Annotated in this window: 16 protein-coding genes and 1 tRNA gene; 10 read left to right on the top strand and 7 right to left on the bottom strand. The window is 59.6% G+C overall.

Annotated features, from left to right (window positions below; all coding sequences use genetic code 11):
* Nucleotide 1 precedes the first annotated feature (1 nt).
* From ACWHXP_RS22950 to ACWHXP_RS22915, 8 genes are all read left to right on the top strand, one after another.
* Nucleotides 2-607, top strand: a complete 606-nt coding sequence (locus ACWHXP_RS22950) for a hypothetical protein (RefSeq protein WP_039783494.1) — start codon at nucleotides 2-4, stop codon at nucleotides 605-607.
* On the top strand, nucleotides 601-1,599 hold the full coding sequence (locus ACWHXP_RS22945; RefSeq protein ID WP_489634969.1) for an aminoglycoside phosphotransferase family protein: 999 nt from the start codon (nucleotides 601-603) through the stop codon (nucleotides 1,597-1,599). The genes ACWHXP_RS22950 and ACWHXP_RS22945 overlap by 7 nt, the downstream gene beginning before the upstream one ends.
* Nucleotides 1,600-1,602: 3 nt before the next feature.
* The gene (locus ACWHXP_RS22940; RefSeq protein WP_134223633.1) at nucleotides 1,603-2,271 is read left to right on the top strand and encodes a class I SAM-dependent methyltransferase; all 669 of its coding nucleotides are present in this window, start codon (nucleotides 1,603-1,605) and stop codon (nucleotides 2,269-2,271) included.
* Nucleotides 2,272-2,276: 5 nt separating this feature from the next.
* A complete protein-coding gene (locus tag ACWHXP_RS22935) occupies nucleotides 2,277-3,332 on the top strand; it encodes a zinc-binding dehydrogenase (RefSeq protein ID WP_039783576.1) in 1,056 nt (351 codons plus the stop codon).
* 17 nt (nucleotides 3,333-3,349) lie between these two features.
* Complete coding sequence (locus tag ACWHXP_RS22930; RefSeq protein WP_489634970.1) at nucleotides 3,350-4,132, top strand: phytanoyl-CoA dioxygenase family protein; 783 nt, start codon at nucleotides 3,350-3,352, stop codon at nucleotides 4,130-4,132.
* A gap of 38 nt (nucleotides 4,133-4,170) precedes the next feature.
* Nucleotides 4,171-4,860, top strand: a complete 690-nt coding sequence (locus ACWHXP_RS22925) for a class I SAM-dependent methyltransferase (protein WP_134223636.1) — start codon at nucleotides 4,171-4,173, stop codon at nucleotides 4,858-4,860.
* The gene (locus ACWHXP_RS22920; RefSeq protein ID WP_240733796.1) at nucleotides 4,857-5,663 is read left to right on the top strand and encodes a nucleotidyltransferase family protein; all 807 of its coding nucleotides are present in this window, start codon (nucleotides 4,857-4,859) and stop codon (nucleotides 5,661-5,663) included. Before ACWHXP_RS22925 ends, ACWHXP_RS22920 begins: the two co-directional genes overlap by 4 nt.
* A gap of 241 nt (nucleotides 5,664-5,904) precedes the next feature.
* On the top strand, nucleotides 5,905-7,377 hold the full coding sequence (locus ACWHXP_RS22915) for a PfkB family carbohydrate kinase (RefSeq protein ID WP_240733797.1): 1,473 nt from the start codon (nucleotides 5,905-5,907) through the stop codon (nucleotides 7,375-7,377).
* A gap of 16 nt (nucleotides 7,378-7,393) precedes the next feature.
* On the opposite strand, the gene ACWHXP_RS22910 is transcribed toward ACWHXP_RS22915, so the two are convergent.
* Entirely contained in the window at nucleotides 7,394-8,860 is a 1,467-nt protein-coding gene (locus ACWHXP_RS22910) for a sugar nucleotide-binding protein (RefSeq protein ID WP_489623995.1), read from the bottom strand.
* A gap of 254 nt (nucleotides 8,861-9,114) precedes the next feature.
* Between ACWHXP_RS22910 and ACWHXP_RS22905 the strand changes: the two genes are divergently transcribed.
* Complete coding sequence (locus ACWHXP_RS22905; protein WP_489623996.1) at nucleotides 9,115-10,041, top strand: glycosyltransferase family 2 protein; 927 nt, start codon at nucleotides 9,115-9,117, stop codon at nucleotides 10,039-10,041.
* A gap of 364 nt (nucleotides 10,042-10,405) precedes the next feature.
* On the opposite strand, the gene ACWHXP_RS22900 is transcribed toward ACWHXP_RS22905, so the two are convergent.
* Nucleotides 10,406-10,481: transfer RNA gene (locus tag ACWHXP_RS22900), tRNA-Arg, on the bottom strand.
* Nucleotides 10,482-10,724: 243 nt separating this feature from the next.
* Between ACWHXP_RS22900 and ACWHXP_RS22895 the strand changes: the two genes are divergently transcribed.
* A complete protein-coding gene (locus ACWHXP_RS22895; RefSeq protein ID WP_489634971.1) occupies nucleotides 10,725-11,285 on the top strand; it encodes a c-type cytochrome in 561 nt (186 codons plus the stop codon).
* A gap of 178 nt (nucleotides 11,286-11,463) precedes the next feature.
* On the opposite strand, the gene ACWHXP_RS22890 is transcribed toward ACWHXP_RS22895, so the two are convergent.
* From ACWHXP_RS22890 to ACWHXP_RS22870, 5 genes are all read right to left on the bottom strand, one after another.
* Nucleotides 11,464-12,195 carry a YiaD family glycine zipper/OmpA-like lipoprotein gene (locus ACWHXP_RS22890; RefSeq protein ID WP_121040799.1) on the bottom strand — a complete coding sequence of 244 codons (732 nt, stop codon included), beginning with the start codon at nucleotides 12,193-12,195 and terminating at the stop codon, nucleotides 11,464-11,466.
* Between the two features lie 176 nt (nucleotides 12,196-12,371).
* Entirely contained in the window at nucleotides 12,372-12,818 is a 447-nt protein-coding gene (locus tag ACWHXP_RS22885) for a hypothetical protein (protein WP_489623997.1), read from the bottom strand.
* A gap of 55 nt (nucleotides 12,819-12,873) precedes the next feature.
* The gene (locus ACWHXP_RS22880) at nucleotides 12,874-13,284 is read right to left on the bottom strand and encodes a phage holin family protein (protein ID WP_039783474.1); all 411 of its coding nucleotides are present in this window, start codon (nucleotides 13,282-13,284) and stop codon (nucleotides 12,874-12,876) included.
* A gap of 11 nt (nucleotides 13,285-13,295) precedes the next feature.
* The gene (locus ACWHXP_RS22875; protein ID WP_039783473.1) at nucleotides 13,296-13,604 is read right to left on the bottom strand and encodes an ElaB/YgaM/YqjD family protein; all 309 of its coding nucleotides are present in this window, start codon (nucleotides 13,602-13,604) and stop codon (nucleotides 13,296-13,298) included.
* 228 nt (nucleotides 13,605-13,832) lie between these two features.
* Nucleotides 13,833-15,002 (bottom strand): gamma-glutamyl-gamma-aminobutyrate hydrolase family protein, encoded by a 1,170-nt coding sequence (locus ACWHXP_RS22870; protein WP_039783471.1) that lies wholly within the window; start codon nucleotides 15,000-15,002, stop codon nucleotides 13,833-13,835.
* Nucleotides 15,003-15,089 lie beyond the last annotated feature (87 nt).

Raw genomic sequence — 15,089 nt, 5'->3', positions numbered from 1 at the left:
GATGCGCATCGGACTGGATTTCGACAACACCATCGTCACCTACGACTCGCTGTTCCACAAGGTGGCGACCGAGCAGGGACTGGTCCCGGCGAGCTTGCCGGTCTCCAAACTCGCCGTGCGCGACTACCTGCGCGAGGCAGGCCAGGATGCCGTCTTCACCGAACTGCAGGGCGATGTCTACGGCGCCCGCATGGGCGAGGCCGAAGCCTTTGCGGGCGTGTTCGACTTCATCCGTCAGGCTTCTGTGCGGGGTGCCGAACTGCTGATCATCAGCCACAAGACCCGCTATCCCTTCAAAGGTCCGCAACACGATCTGCATGCGGCGGCCACCGGCTGGATTGACGGCACGCTGCGCGCAGCCACCGGGAAGGACGCCGTGCAGGCCGTGTATTTCGAGCCGACCAAGGAGGCCAAGATCGCGCGCATCGCCGACTGCGGCTGCGATTACTTCATCGACGATCTGCCCGAGATCCTGCGCATGCCGGGGTTCCCGCCGCAGACGGTGCGCCTGCTGTTCGATCCCGAGGGCAATCATGCGGCCACATCGGAATTCACGCGACTCAGTGGATGGCCGGGGATCCGGGCCTTCTTCGAGGAACGATGGTGAACACCGGGCTGCAAGCCACCATCACGGCCTTGCTGACACAGTCGGGACTGGATGCTGGCGACCTGCGCCTCACTGCGCTCGACGGCGGCGGCAACAACCGCGTCTATGCCGTCGACACGGCAGGTGGCCGCTATCTGGCCAAGGCCTATTTCAGCGATGCTGCCGATACCCGCGACCGCCTGGGAGCGGAGTACCGTTTCCTGCGCTACGCCGGCAAGCTCGGCTTGCGCTGCGTTCCGCGCGCGCTCGCCTGCGACCTCCAACAGCGGGTCGGCCTTTACGAATACGTCCATGGCGAGAAGATCGCCGCAGCACGACTGACATCGGCCCATGTCATGGCCGCCGCACAATTTCTGCACGTCCTCAATGCGGCGCGGCACGACGGTCACGATCTGCCGCCGGCCTCCGAAGCCTGTTTCGATCTGACGCAACACCTGACCACCGTCGACCGCCGCATCGCGCGCCTGCAGGCCATGATCCCCGGCGATGCGCTGGACGCACAAGCGCAGGCACTGATCAGCGAGATGGCGGCAGTCTGGCAGCGCCACCGTGCACGGCTGCTTGCCGAGGGTCTACCAGTGCTGTTGGAGGCGGACCGTTGCATATCGCCTTCCGACTTCGGCTTTCACAACGTCCTGCTGCGACCTGATGGCCAGTTGTGCTTCATCGATTTTGAATACGCCGGGTGGGATGATCCGGCCAAGATGATCGGTGACTTCTTTTGCCAGCCCGCCGTCCCGGTACCCGTTGGCGACTTCGAGGATTTTGCCGGCCAGGCACTGGCCTGGTCCGAGCGGGCCAGCTGCCTGCGTGAGCGCTCCCGGCAGCTGCTGCCGGTGATGCAAGCCAAATGGTGCTGCATCATGCTCAACGAATTCCTGCCCGAAGCCGCGCGGCGACGGCAGTTTGCCGATGCCTCGATTTCAGTGGAGCAGCGCAAGCGCACCCAGCTCGACAAGGCGCGACAATTTTTCCAATCCAGACTGGTATAAGACATGGCCTACATCGATTTCCTCAGCTCCGTTCACAAAAGCACCCAGCGCGATTATCTGGCGCGCGTGAACGACCCTGAATTCCCCAAGCCCAAGGCGGCCGAGCTGGCCAAGCAATGGGGATTCGACTACTGGGACGGCGATCGCCGCATCTGCTACGGCGGCTATCGCTACATGCCGGGCCGCTGGGCACCGGTGGCGCAGGCGATGATCGACCACTATGGCCTGAAGGCGGGCGACAAGGTGCTCGACGTGGGATGCGGCAAGGGATTTCTGCTGTACGAGATGTCGCTGCTGGTCCCCGGCCTGGAAATCCATGGCCTCGACATTTCTCCGTATGCGCTGGAGCATGCCAAGGAAGAGATCCGCGATCGCCTGCTGTTGGGCAATGCCACCAGCCTGCCCTTCCCTGACCAATATTTCGATTTCGTCTTTTCCATCACCACGCTGCACAACCTGCACAACTACGATCTGGACAAGGCCTTGCGGGAGATGGAGCGGGTCGGCAAGCAGAAGTATGTTTGCGTAGAGTCATATCGCAACGAAACCGAAAAGGCTAACCTGCTGTATTGGCAGGTCACCTGCGAAGCCTTCTGCACCCCCGAAGAATGGGACTGGTGGTTCCGCCAGACTGGCTATACCGGCGACCATTCCCTCATCTATTTCGAGTGAACACCATGAGCATTCCCAAGACCATGCGTGCGGCCATCCTGGCCGAACTGCAACAGCCGCTGATCATCGATGAGGTCGAACTGCCGCCGCAGCTCGAGGTCGGACAAGTGCTCGTGAAGATCGGCGTCAGCGGCGTATGCGGCTCCCAGCTCGGTGAAATCGACGGCGCCAAGGGCGAGGACAAGTACCTGCCGCACCTGCTCGGCCACGAGGCCTCGGGCATCGTGGAGGAAGTCGGTCCGGGCGTGCGTTTCGTCAAGCCGGGCGATCGTGTGGTATTGCACTGGCGCAAGAGCCAGGGTATCGAATCGCTTCCGCCCAAGTACACCTGGCGCGGCAAGCCGCTCAACGCCGGCCTGATTGCGACCTTCAACGAATACGCCATCGTTTCGGAGAATCGTGTCACGCGTATCGATCCCTCCAGCGACATGGATGTTGCGGCACTGTTCGGGTGTGCGGTCACCACGGGCTTCGGTGTGGCCGAGAACAATGCGGACATCCGTTTGGGGGAATCGGTGGTGGTCTTCGGTGCCGGCGGCGTCGGCCTGAACATCATCCAGGCAGCCTCGCTGCGCTCGGCCTATCCCATCATTGCGGTCGATCTGCACGAAGGCCGGCTGGCGCTGGCCAAACAGGTCGGTGCCACGCACCTGATCAATGCCAGCCAGGTCGATGCCCGCACAGCGCTGCTGGAGCTGACGGGCAAGCAGGGCATCGACGTCTTCATCGACAACACCGGACAGCCGTCCATCATCGAGATGGGCTATGAGCTGACCAAGGCGCAGGGACGCGTGGTTCTGGTGGGGGTGCCGCGTGCCGGCCGCAACATCAGCATCTACTCGCTGCCGCTGCACTTCGAGAAGACCATCAGTGGCTCGCATGGCGGCGAGGCCGTGCCACATGTCGACATTCCCCGCTATACCAGGCTGCTTGATGCCGGCCTCATCCAGCTCAAGCCGCTCATCACCGAGCACTTCAAGCTGGACGACATCAACGTCGCCATCCAGCGCATGCGCAGCGGTGCCATGTCGGGCCGCTGCCTGATCCGCATGCACGACTGACCCAGCGCGAGCACGCCATGACTGCACTGAACCTGAAGCACAAGATTTTCGACACGCCCGGCTACTCCAGCGATCTCCGGCTCACGCCTGAGGAGCTGGAGGTGTTTCGCGCGGCCATCACCGAGCAGTGGCTCGACGTGATCGGTAGGGCGCATCCTGAACTGGCGGCGCAATTCGGGGAAGTGGGCATTGCGCGTTACCACGAGCTGTCCCATCTGCTGCAGCACGAATCACTCTGGCCCAAGCAGCATCGCTGCCTGCCGCTGCACAGCTGCCAGCAGATTCGCGGACTGCCGTTCCTGCAGACCATCCGTGCGGAGATGGGCGAGTTTGCCATCTCCGATGTCTTCTATGGGGATACCCACGAGGCCGGACGCGAAGAGATCTACTGGAGACTGGTACGCCCGAATGCGCCACGCGACATCGGCGGCATGCACGCCGACAAGTGGTTTCACGATGTCATGGGCATGGACGACCGCGCCTTCGCGGCACAGGCGGAGACCGTCAAGATCTGGATTCCGATCTATTCACAGCCAGGGCGCAACGGGCTCATGATCGTGCCCGATTCGCATCGCCGCCAGTATCGCTACCACGGCGAACCCGGTGCCGGCGGCATGAAGCCCATCATCGATGAAGATCCTGCGACACTGGGTGCGCAGCTGATGCTCACGGAGCCCGGCAACATGCTCATCTTCAACGAAGGCATTCTGCATGGGGGGGCGGTCAATCTGGGGGACCAGACCCGCGTGAGCGTCGAAATCACCATGGTGTTTCCGCCTTTGCGGCAAGAGCGCCGCTGAAGGCCATTCTGATCACCTTTCAAAATGGAATCTGATGCATGAAAACTCCCGTTCAAACCAAGGAACCTCAATACGCTGAAATTTTCGACATTGTTGAAAAGCATGGCGTGAGCCAGTTCGGCCTAATGGCTAACGCTTCGTGGAATGAAGATCCAAAGCGAACCCTCTTCACACTAGCTCGGTACAAATTCGTTGCCAAGATGCTGGCCGGCCGTCAGCAGGTTCTCGAAATAGGTTGCGCTGATGCTTTCGGGACGCGACTGGTGCAGCAAGAAGTGAGGCACGTCACGGCCGTCGATTTTGATCCGCTCTTCATCGAAGATGTGAAAGCAAGGATGAACCCGGCATGGCCGATGTCGAGCTTCGTCCATGACATGCTGGACGGCCCGGTACCCGGCCAGTTCGATGCGGTCTTCAGCCTGGATGTCCTGGAACACATCGAGCCGGAGAAAGAAGTTATTTTCCTCTCGAATGCAATGCAGTCCTTGACCGAACAGGGGGTGATGATCGTTGGCATGCCCTCACTCGAGTCGCAGGCATATGCCTCACCGCAAAGCAAAGCGGGACACGTCAATTGCAAGAGCGGAAAGGATCTCAAGGCATTGATGCAAAATCATTTCCACAATGTGTTTCTGTTCTCCATGAACGATGAAACAGTCCACACCGGGTTCTATCCCATGGCGCACTATCTGATCGCAGTGTGTTGCGGCAAAAAGGACGCCGCGTGACGGCAACTCCCCGCACGCTGCTGCTGGCCGCGGGATTTGGAACTAGGTTGCAGCCACTCACTTCGTTTCTTCCTAAGTGCCTGGTTCCGATCAATGGACGTCCACTGCTTGATTATTGGATACAGAGCCTGCTAGACCAGGGAGTGACCGATGTTCTCATCAATACGCATTACCTCGCCCCTCTGGTGGAGAGCTACATTGAGCACAGCAGCTGGTTTGGCCGGGTCAATTTGAGCCACGAACATGCGCTGCTGGGCACGGGAGGGACAGTGCTGGCGAATCGATCATTCTTCGGCAACGAACCGCTGCTCATTGCGCATGCTGATAACCTGACGCGCTTCGACTGCAGCGCATTCTTTGAAGCGCATCGGCGACGTCCGCACGGAGCGGCGATGACCATGATGCTGTTCGAGGCGGAGGAGCCGCGTTCCTGCGGGATCGTCGAGATCGATGGCCGCGGCATGGTTCAGGCATTCCATGAAAAGGTCGAGCATCCCCCGGGCAACCTTGCCAATGCCGCCGTCTATGTGATGGAGCCGGAGGTAGTGTCATTCATCGCATCATTGGGAATGCAAGAGGTCGATTTGAGTACACAGGTCATTCCGCATTTCGTGGGACGCATATTTACCTTCTTGAATAGCGATTATCATCGCGACATCGGCACAATCAGCAGCTGGCAGCTGGCTCAGAAAGACTTTGGCATGCCCTCAGCCAGGCCGGAGAACGCCGCAGCCTGGCATCAGCTGCTGGATGCCCTTGGGCCGGATGTCTCGCGTACTCTGGCCGATCTTGATCCTGGCTGATGGGAGTCGCATCGAAATGCCCGAGCGCACTCCGATGACTGCGTTGAGCAAATTCAGTGTTTGAAATCCCTTTGCAAGCTTGTTTTACGGATGGTCCGCGAGGGCAAGCGGGTATTCTCTGCAGGCATGGGGCATCCGGATGGCCTTGCGGATTCAATGCAACCTTCCTGGTGGATCACCGCACGCTTCTCAACAACACACGGTAATGGAGACGAGATTGGATAGTTCATCGCACCCTGACATGGCCGCACTTCAGGAGATCAAGGCTCGGGCTGGAGATGATGCGCGGATCGTTTTCGTCTCCGGCAACTTCAATACGGTCCATCCTGGCCACTTGCGCTTGCTGAAATTCGCCTCCGAATGCGGTGATTTTCTGGTGGTCGGCCTGGCTGGTGATCATGTGGTAGGAGCTGTCCTCCCGGCTCAGTTACGCTTCGAGGGCGTGACCGCAATCAGCTTCGTTGACTATGCCTTCGTCATGGAGTCCTCGCCTGAAGAAATCGTCAAGTTGCTCCAGCCTGCTGTCGTGGTCAAGGGAGGCGAATACGAATCCCGCTTTAACATCGAGCAGTCTGCTGTGGACGAATATGGCGGCAAGTTGATGTTCAGTTCAGGTGAAATGCGTTTTTCATCCATCGAGTTGCTCAAGCGCGAGTTTCTCGAGCCCAATATGTCTTCGATCGTTCGGCCGCTGGACTTTCCGATGCGTCATGGCTTCACGATGAAAGATCTGCGCGCAGTCTTGAACAAGTTTCGGGGTCTGCGGGTTGCTGTCATCGGCGATCTGATCGTGGACGAGTACGTCAGTTGCGATGCACTCGGGATGTCCCAGGAAGATCCCACCTTGGTCGTCACCCCGATCTTGCAGGAACGCTTCATCGGGGGAGCAGGAATTGTCGCTTCGCATGCGTGCAGGTTGGGGGCCGAGGTCAGCTATTTTTCCGTTTCTGGAATCGATGCAGCAGCCGACTTCGCGCGCGAGAAACTGCAGGAATACAAGGTCAATGCCACCATTTTTGAAGACGACAGTCGCCCCACTACGCTGAAGCAACGCTTTCGCGCTGCGGGAAAGACCTTGTTGCGCGTCAGTCATCTGCGCCAGCATGATATCGACTTGAAACTGGGACAGCGTTTTGTCGAGAAGGTCAAGAGCGTCCTGAACAATTGTGATCTGGTCATATTCTCTGACTTCAACTATGGGTGCCTGCCCCAGGTGGTGGTGGACCAGCTCGTGGAGGCCTGCACCAAGCGCAACATCCCTTTCGTCGCTGATAGCCAGTCTTCCTCGCAGATCGGCGACGTCTCAAGATTCAAGGGAGCTATCCTCCTCACTCCTACCGAACGCGAAGCGCGGCTTGCCGTGCGTGACAACAGTGCCGGCCTTGTCATGTTGTCGGAAAAACTGCGTCAGCGGTCGCAGTCATCCAATATCTTGCTCACGCTCGGGGCAGAGGGCATTCTGGCGCATGCTCAATCCGACGGCGAATTCGAGTGGCTGACCGATCGCCTCCCGGCGTTCAATACTACGCCCAAGGATACGGCAGGAGCAGGTGACAGTCTACTGACCTGCTCCTCGATGGCGATGACGGTCGGGGCTGACATCTGGCAGAGCATGTATCTGGGGTCGATTGCCGCAGCCTGCCAGGTCAGCCGCGTGGGGAACATTCCGCTCTCGGCCTCCGACCTGATGCAGGAGCTCCACGATATCGAATAAATGAAGGAAGGCCGCTTTACAGGATGGATGCCGGAATCCACTGCAGATAATGCTTCTGAGGAAAGACAAAAAACGCATCCAGAGGCGTCTTTGCGATGAGCCTGTAACCCAAGGAAGTCAGATACCGTACCACCTCGTTTGACGTGGTGTCGTACAGGGACATGTTCTTGGTTTCGATCACGATCACGCCCGGCTGCCATTGATCCAATCTGGCTCCCACCAGACAATTCAGATCTTCGCCTTCGATATCGACCGACAGCAGATGAATCTCGTCGTCCGGCAGGTAGGTCTTTTTCAGGTCGAACAAGGTCGTTGTGGTCCGTTTCTCCACGATGACGTCCTCCGGGCGATAGCGTGATGAGTAGCGTGCGATCGCTGCCGCATCCATGCTGGAGATGGTCTTTTCCGGATAGATCGCGAACTCAACGTCCTTGATCGCATCCGATATCAGCCCGGTGACAAAGATATCGTCAGCGCGAATTTGTCCCCAGAGCGCGCCGAACTCATCGTTGCCGTCGACCGCAAGACCACGCCAGCCGGATCGGTAGAAGTGGTAGGTATTGTTCTGAACGACCGGATGATTCGCGCCGATATCGATATAACACCCTTGCGAGACGTTTCTGAGGAGCGATCCGACGATCAGATCTGATCCTTCGAAGCTGTAGCTGGCCTTGGCCGATGCGTAGTCGGGTAAATGGGTCATCAGTGAGTTGTATTGTATATGCTGGATGGAGGGATCGGTTTCCGCGGAAATCAGCGCGAGCGCCGAGGGCTTGTCCTTGAAGATCTGGCGGGCAAACTGGGTGAACGAAAGTTCTTCCCTCCCGCCAAGCTGATGGATGCCACCGGCCCGCTGATGCATGAGTAGCGTGATCGCCTCGGCAACCTCGCTGACGGAGATCGGTGAGATGAGCTTGTTGGTAAAGGTTCTGATTTTCTCGCCGTTTCCAACTTTTGTGCGCCACTCGGACAGCAACGGCATATCGTCGGAAATGACCTTGGTCAGTCGTAACACGCAGGCCTGCCGGGGGAAATGGGAGATGATGTGCTGCTCCACTTCCTGCTTGAACCGACCGTAAAGGGTGGTGGGACAGGGTATATCGGCAGGTGTGCGAAACGGCAGACTTCCGTCAAACACGGCATTGGACGACAAGTACACCACAAAGCACTCCTGCCCGACCAGAAAGTCAATCAGCCTGAGCGTGTTGATAACGTTGATTTTCCTGCTTCTTACGGGATCTTGATCGCATTGCGCGATATTGGTCATGGCGGCACAAATGATTGCACAGTCAAAACCTTGCCCTAGCTGGTCCATCTGCAGGTCTTCCAGATCCAGATACCGCGTCGATTGGTCCACGTTCGTCAGCTTGCGGGTGGTTCCGATAACGCTCGCGCCCGACTGTTGCAAGCGGGTTTTCAGGACGCTTCCGATCTGGCTGTCGCTGCCGACAACGAGGGCGTTGAGTTGATCGCTCTGGTTCATGTTCCCTGATTGATGTACCGGTTTCCTCAGGATTTTAACGGGCAACAGGCTGGCCTGTGGCAGGAATTGGATAGCGAAACAAGCCGTAATCTGCCCTGATCACCCTCGCCCGGAGCAGTAAAATGGCTGTCGGAAAAATCCATAGGCATGCTCCAGGCTCGAAGGATTTATAAAAGGCGCGCTATGTTCTACGATGTAAGCTGAATCCCGGATAGACAAGTTTGTTTCGTTGAACCGATAAATCATCTCCCTTTATGCTGACCCTTCTTATCCCTACCAAGAATCACGGAATCTATCTGGACAACGTGCTGAACAATGTCGTGTTTGCGCCAGCCTCTCCAGTTACTCAGCTGTTCATTTTCAATGATGGATCAACGGACAATACTGCCGAAATCCTGGCACGGCATGCAGGGGATAAACGCATCCGCTTCTTTGAAAAATCGTCCAGCGTTGGCGTCATGCGAGCCTATCAGGAAATGTATCCGCAGATAGAGACACCTTACATGACCATGCTGGCCACGGACGACCTTTTCTTTCCCGAACAGATGGCAAGGTTGTTCGAGGAAACAGCACGCCGCAATGCGGATTTGGGATTTGGCAAGTACAAGATCCTGGAAAACGGCCAATACAGTGACCTGCAACATCCAGGTTGGCAAGGACGCCGTTTCAAAGCCGGTTGCGATTTTGAGGCGATGATGGGATTTGACCACTACGTGTTCCTGGGGATCTACAAGACGGCCTCACTTCCCAAGCACGGTGCGGACGAATTCTTTCTCGATCTTTCGCTCAACAAACTGGCCGCGGCGGATGGATTGGGTGAATTTCGTGGACAGGATTGGAACCTGGCCCTCGAAATGGCCCTGGCTCATCCCGATGGGATCTACTTCCTTGATGAGTATGTGGGGGCCTTCCGCAAGGTCGCCAACCAACTGTCATCGGACGTTACCTACGTCCACACCGGCAGGGCGGTCTACGAAATGGGCATATTGATTCTGAAATACTTCAGCGATTACGGCTTGCGACAGAAGATCAAGCATGAACCCTATTTCCACCAAGCTGTGAAGAACCTGTTCTACGCCAAATTCGGCGGCGTCACTGAACAGGCCAAGCAATCAAGCAATTTTCAGGAAATCTACAAGCCGATCATCCTGGCGGCGGACACCATTCTCAACAATATGTAAAAGTGCCGTTCGATTCACGGTGACACCGCGCGTGGGTTGGGGCGTGAAGTTGTCTGGGGCATCAAAATTGCCCGCCCGGCTGGAACGCTTCTCTCAAGGCACTCGGGCGTAGATAGAACAATACGGACATCTGGTCCAATTGATATTGCGCAAAGCACATCAACTGAAAGATCAGCATAATATTTCCCAGCGGAATACGTTGCAATTTAGATAATTGCGTTGGATTTCTGGTGTATGGGCGGGATTGGTGATGTGGTCGCCACGGCTCAGTTAAGGTGGAAGCATCGTTTGCCATTTAAAAGCAATGGCTTCTAAACGGCAAACTTATGATTCCCTTCTCAGTGTGAGGAAGGCGGAAAAGAAATGGCGCGGCTGGCGGGGATCGAACCCACGACCCTTGGCTTCGGAGGCCAATACTCTATCCACTGAGCTACAGCCGCGCTGAATCGGGGCGAACCCCGGAAAGGCCTGAAGGATACCGTCTTTCCGGCTGGACGTCCATGGCGCTGGCGGTTTTTCCGTGTCAAACGGAAAGCATTGTGACTATAATCAAGAGTTCGGCGAGAGAGCGCAATGAAAGCCCTGCCTGATCCCAGTTCCACGCAATGCCAGGCGATAAGGCAATACAAAGGGAACCGACGTTTTCCGCCCCAATTTCGAGGAAACATTACGGAGGGACGCCCATGAGCTCAGCTCAGCAGGAACACGAGTCGGCAATCAAGACTCCCAAGCAATTGATCGCAGCCGTCGTCGCAGGTTTTATGGTCCCCATCGTGTGCATCGTGCTGCTCGTGCAGTACGTCACCAATGGCCAGAAAACCGGTGCCGGCTCCGACAGCCAGACGCCCGAGATGATCGCGGCACGCATCAAACCCGTCTCCGACGATGGCTTCACCTTCCGTGATGCCAACGGCCCCAAGCAACTGCTCTCCGGTGAAGAAGTCTACAAGACCACCTGCGCCGCCTGCCACAGCGCCGGCGTAGCCGGTGCTCCCAAGGTCGGTGACGCTGCCTCCTGGCAGGCCCGCATCGCCGCAGGCTATGACACCCTGGTCTCGCACGCCATCAATGGCCTGCGCGCCATGCCCGCCAAGGGCGGGAACTCTGATCTGGACGACGTCGAAATCCAGCGCACCGTGGTCTACATGGCCAACCAGTCCGGCGCCAAGTTCAAGGAACCCGAAGTGAAGGCCCCGGCCGCCGCCGAAGGTGCCGCACCGGCTGCCGACGCACCCGCCAAGTAATCCTCGCAGTGGCCAGCGACCCGCTCGCTGGCCTCGCCTAAAAAAAATCCCCGAAGCGAAATTCGGGGATTTTTCAATTTCATTCACGTACAAGCGGAGCCAAAAGCCCCTGCGCCCTATTCCAGCCCCTCCGGATGCGCCCTCATGCCGGGCGCATCGGAGAAAGCTTCATATCGCCTCAATACCGCTGGGGTGGAGGCGGCGGCGGGTAGTTGCCCGGTGCATAACCCGCCGGTGCCTGCTGCTGTGCCGGTGCTGCAGCCTGCTGCTCGGCCACGAAGATTTCCACGCGGCGGTTCTTGGCGCGGTTGGCATCGCTGGTGTTGGGGACCAGCGGCTCATGCGAACCACGGCCCGAGATGTTGAAGCGGTTGGCGGCCACGCCGCGCGTCGTCAGGTAATCGCGGGTGCGCGCCGCGCGCTGCTGCGACAGCGGGTCGTTGATGGCATCGCTGCCGGTGTTGTCGGTGTGGCCGACGATGGTCACGGTGGTGGCCGGGTTCTCCACCAGGGTGGCGGCGAAACGATCCAGCACCGGGCGCATCTCCGGCTTGATGTCGGCACGGCCGGTATCGAAGGAGATGTCGCTGGGGATTTCCAGTTTCAGACGGTTGTCGGCAGTCTGCGTGACCTGCACGCCGGTGCCCTGGGTAGCCTGTTCCATGGCGCGCTTCTGGTTTTCCATGCGGTTGGACCAGATGTTGCCGGCCACCGCACCAATGGCGCCGCCGATGGCCGCACCACCCAGCGCACGTCCGCCACCGCCACCGCCGGTAGCTGCACCGATGATGCCGCCCAGGCCGGCACCGATACCCGCACCGGTGGCCGTGCCACGCTGGGTCGGGCTCATGTCGGCACAGCCGGAGAGCGCCAGCACGCCGGCGATCGCTGCGATTGAAATTTTCTTCATGTCATGTCCTTTCTTGCCTTGTCAGTCTTGTTGTCCAGGCCATGGGCCGGTGTCCTTCAGAGCGTATCGGGGCGGATATGTTCCTGCCGCGCTTGCCAAAACGCTATCCATGAATGACAAAGGCACCCGGAAAACCGGATGCCTTTGCAGGAACATCATGGATCACCCCGAAGCCCTCAATCCGGCTCCGGTGGCCCTTGCAATGCAGCCGTATCGGACGCATCCGATGGGTCCCGGCTGCCGCCGCGCTGGCTGAAGTAATACGCCAGCCCGCCCACGGCTGCAATCACGCCGCCCATCATCAGCGGCTTGCGCAGCCAGCGGCGTGACAGCAGCGAGGCACCGGTCATCAGCAGCGGCGTCACCGTCTGCAGATTCAGGTTGCCCAGTCCGCCGCTGAGCGACTTCAGGGATTTGATCGATTGCACCGTCCTGCCGCCGCCGAACAGCGAGGCGGCAAAATGGCCCACGCGGCTCAAGGCACCCTTGGCCAGCGACTCGGCGCTGAGATTCTCGCGCACGACTTCACGCGCTTCCATCACGCCCAGCCGGTACAACGCGCCTTGCGCCAGCACCTTGCGCTTGCGTTCCTCATGGGTCATGCCCTGGTCCTGATCGCTCATGCAGTCCTCATTGAACTAGGAAAATTGCCGCAGACTTCACGTGCAGACAGTCTCATCACAACAGCGCATCGCGGTCCTTGCGCAGCTCGGACATGGTCTGCGGCAGCGACAGCTTGCCCTGCATCAGCACCGACCTGGCGTAATACACCAGACCCACGGTTGCCACGCTGAACACGAAACCCAGCAGGGCCAGGATCTTCCAGCCCCAGGTATCCCAGGCCAGCATGACCACCAGCACCGACCAGAAGGCGATGGCGAACCACAACGCGACCGCGGCCAGCACGAAGATGACGGCGAAACGGACCAGATTGGCCCCGATCTCCGACATCTCCAGCGAAGCCAGTTCGATGCGGCTGATGATGAGGCCCAGCAGGTTCTTGGCCAGGCCCAGCAGGCCCGCCGTCAAGCCGGGGTTGGCGGCATGCGCGGCAGGTGCGGCCGGGCCTTCCTTGTGGGGCGTCGCCATCGGGGCGGCGCTTACTTGCTGCGGCCGATGACCAGGCCGACCAGCAGGCCCAGGCCTGCCGAGATGGCCACGGCACGCCACGGATTCTCGTGGACGTAGTCGTCGGTCTTGGCGGCGACTTCCTTGCCCTTCTCGATGGCGGCGGCTTGAGCGGTCTGGGCGGCTTCGGCAGCGGCTTCCAGCAGGGTCAGGCCACGCGCGCGCAGCTCGTCGGCCTTCTCGCCGGTGGCGGCGGCAGCTTCGGCGAACAATGCCTGGGCGTCCTTGACCAGCGTCTTCATGTCATTGCGAACGGTCTTCAGTGCGGGGGATTGAGGCATGTAAATTCTCCTTTTTTGCCGGTGATGGAAAAGACTAGCAAGTCGCCGCACCCTGAACGCCGCACCTGAAGAGGTGCTGCATTGCGACGACCGTTTGATTCTACAGAGTCCGCAACGAGGCGGGTAGCGCATTGCAGCCATGCTGCAGAGGCGATGCAATTGGCTTGCGCCAGCGCAAAGAGGGTTCGATGACGCTGGCGGGCTTAGGTTCCGGCCAATCGCGCGGGATCAGAAACGTGTTTCGCGCGCTGCCCGCAGGAAACTGTCCAGGATCGGCGTGCAGTCCAGCAGCTCCGGACCGCCCGCGCGGTGGAATTCCGGGTGCCACTGCAAGCCCATCACGAACGGCGCCTTGCGGTAGCGGATGGCTTCAACGATCTGGTCCGGCCCCGAGACGGCCTCCACCGACAGGTCGCGCCCGAGGTTGTGCACGGCCTGGTGGTGGATGGAATTGACGATGGCGTTCTCGGTCTTGACCATGCCGGCCAGCGACGAACCCTGCGGGAAATGCAGCGCGTGATAATTGCTGTCGTACTGCTCGTTGACGTGCGGGATGGCGGTCGGCACATCGGTAGCAATGTCCTGGTAGAGCGTGCCGCCGAAAGCCACGTTGATCAGCTGGCAGCCACGGCAGATGCCCAGCACGGGCTTGCCGGCCTCGATGAATTCATGCAGCAGTTCCAGCTCGTACATGTCGCGCACGCGGTCGCCGCTCCATTCGGGGCGGGTCGCCGCTTGCGCGTAGCTCTGCGGCGAGACGTCGGCCCCGCCCTGCAGCACCAGGCCATCCAGATGCTTGGCATAGTCGCGCAGGCGAATATTGCTCGGGTGGACCAGGCCATTGGTATTGACGGTGGGGATCATGAAGACCAGCACGTCGCGCGACATCACCCATTGCGCGATCGACTCTTCCAGATACTGCAGGGTCTTGCTGCGCAAGCCCTTGGCACCGCTCTCGGGATGGAAGATGCGGGCCGATACGCCGATCTTGAGCGTGCGCTGCATGACGCGCCGGCCGGCCTTGTCCGACAGCTGGCGCAGGCGCGCCGTCAGGAAGCGCCAGGTCTGCGCCCAGGGTGCATCGCCCGCGTGATGCGGAGGCGGCGGCAGCGAGGTATAGATGCGCTGCTGCGCCTGGTCCGCCGTCTGGCCGTGGGCGGCCTCGGTGGCGGGCTGCGCGCCCGGCTGGGCCGGCGGCGTCACGGCTTCAACGGCCGGCACCGCCGGAGAGGCTGCCGGAGCTGCTACCACGGTGGTAGCAGGTGCAGCGGCGGGCTGGGCAGGATTCTGTGATGCGGCCGGCGTACCGGACGCGTCGGCAGACACTGGCTTGGCCGGGACCGCGCCCGGGGAGCGGTCTGGCGGCAAATTGGCTTCGGAATCTTGGATGTCGGACATGGCTGCAATAAGTAATCAGATGAAATGAACTGCGGCGAGTACCAGCGGCGGCATGCAAGCCGTCAATGGCGCGACGGGCCCGGGGAG

This window comes from Herbaspirillum sp. Her2 (genome assembly GCF_057961375.1).
The sequence above is the reverse complement of the archived record's forward strand: the minus strand, read 5'-3'. Positions and strand labels throughout refer to the sequence as shown.

What these genes read in the sequence shown, in the direction of transcription:
- ACWHXP_RS22935 (WP_039783576.1), top strand. Translation starts at nt 2,277, where the DNA reads ATGAGCATTCCCAAGACCATGCGTGCGGCCATCCTGGCCGAACTGCAA.
- ACWHXP_RS22885 (WP_489623997.1), bottom strand. Translation starts at nt 12,818, where the DNA reads ATGAGCGATCAGGACCAGGGCATGACCCATGAGGAACGCAAGCGCAAG.
- ACWHXP_RS22895 (WP_489634971.1), top strand. Translation starts at nt 10,725, where the DNA reads ATGAGCTCAGCTCAGCAGGAACACGAGTCGGCAATCAAGACTCCCAAG.
- ACWHXP_RS22925 (WP_134223636.1), top strand. Translation starts at nt 4,171, where the DNA reads ATGAAAACTCCCGTTCAAACCAAGGAACCTCAATACGCTGAAATTTTC.
- ACWHXP_RS22950 (WP_039783494.1), top strand. Translation starts at nt 2, where the DNA reads ATGCGCATCGGACTGGATTTCGACAACACCATCGTCACCTACGACTCG.
- ACWHXP_RS22940 (WP_134223633.1), top strand. Translation starts at nt 1,603, where the DNA reads ATGGCCTACATCGATTTCCTCAGCTCCGTTCACAAAAGCACCCAGCGC.
- ACWHXP_RS22875 (WP_039783473.1), bottom strand. Translation starts at nt 13,604, where the DNA reads ATGCCTCAATCCCCCGCACTGAAGACCGTTCGCAATGACATGAAGACG.
- ACWHXP_RS22905 (WP_489623996.1), top strand. Translation starts at nt 9,115, where the DNA reads ATGCTGACCCTTCTTATCCCTACCAAGAATCACGGAATCTATCTGGAC.
- ACWHXP_RS22915 (WP_240733797.1), top strand. Translation starts at nt 5,905, where the DNA reads ATGGCCGCACTTCAGGAGATCAAGGCTCGGGCTGGAGATGATGCGCGG.
- ACWHXP_RS22945 (WP_489634969.1), top strand. Translation starts at nt 601, where the DNA reads ATGGTGAACACCGGGCTGCAAGCCACCATCACGGCCTTGCTGACACAG.
- ACWHXP_RS22930 (WP_489634970.1), top strand. Translation starts at nt 3,350, where the DNA reads ATGACTGCACTGAACCTGAAGCACAAGATTTTCGACACGCCCGGCTAC.
- ACWHXP_RS22880 (WP_039783474.1), bottom strand. Translation starts at nt 13,284, where the DNA reads ATGGCGACGCCCCACAAGGAAGGCCCGGCCGCACCTGCCGCGCATGCC.
- ACWHXP_RS22910 (WP_489623995.1), bottom strand. Translation starts at nt 8,860, where the DNA reads ATGAACCAGAGCGATCAACTCAACGCCCTCGTTGTCGGCAGCGACAGC.
- ACWHXP_RS22890 (WP_121040799.1), bottom strand. Translation starts at nt 12,195, where the DNA reads ATGAAGAAAATTTCAATCGCAGCGATCGCCGGCGTGCTGGCGCTCTCC.
- ACWHXP_RS22870 (WP_039783471.1), bottom strand. Translation starts at nt 15,002, where the DNA reads ATGTCCGACATCCAAGATTCCGAAGCCAATTTGCCGCCAGACCGCTCC.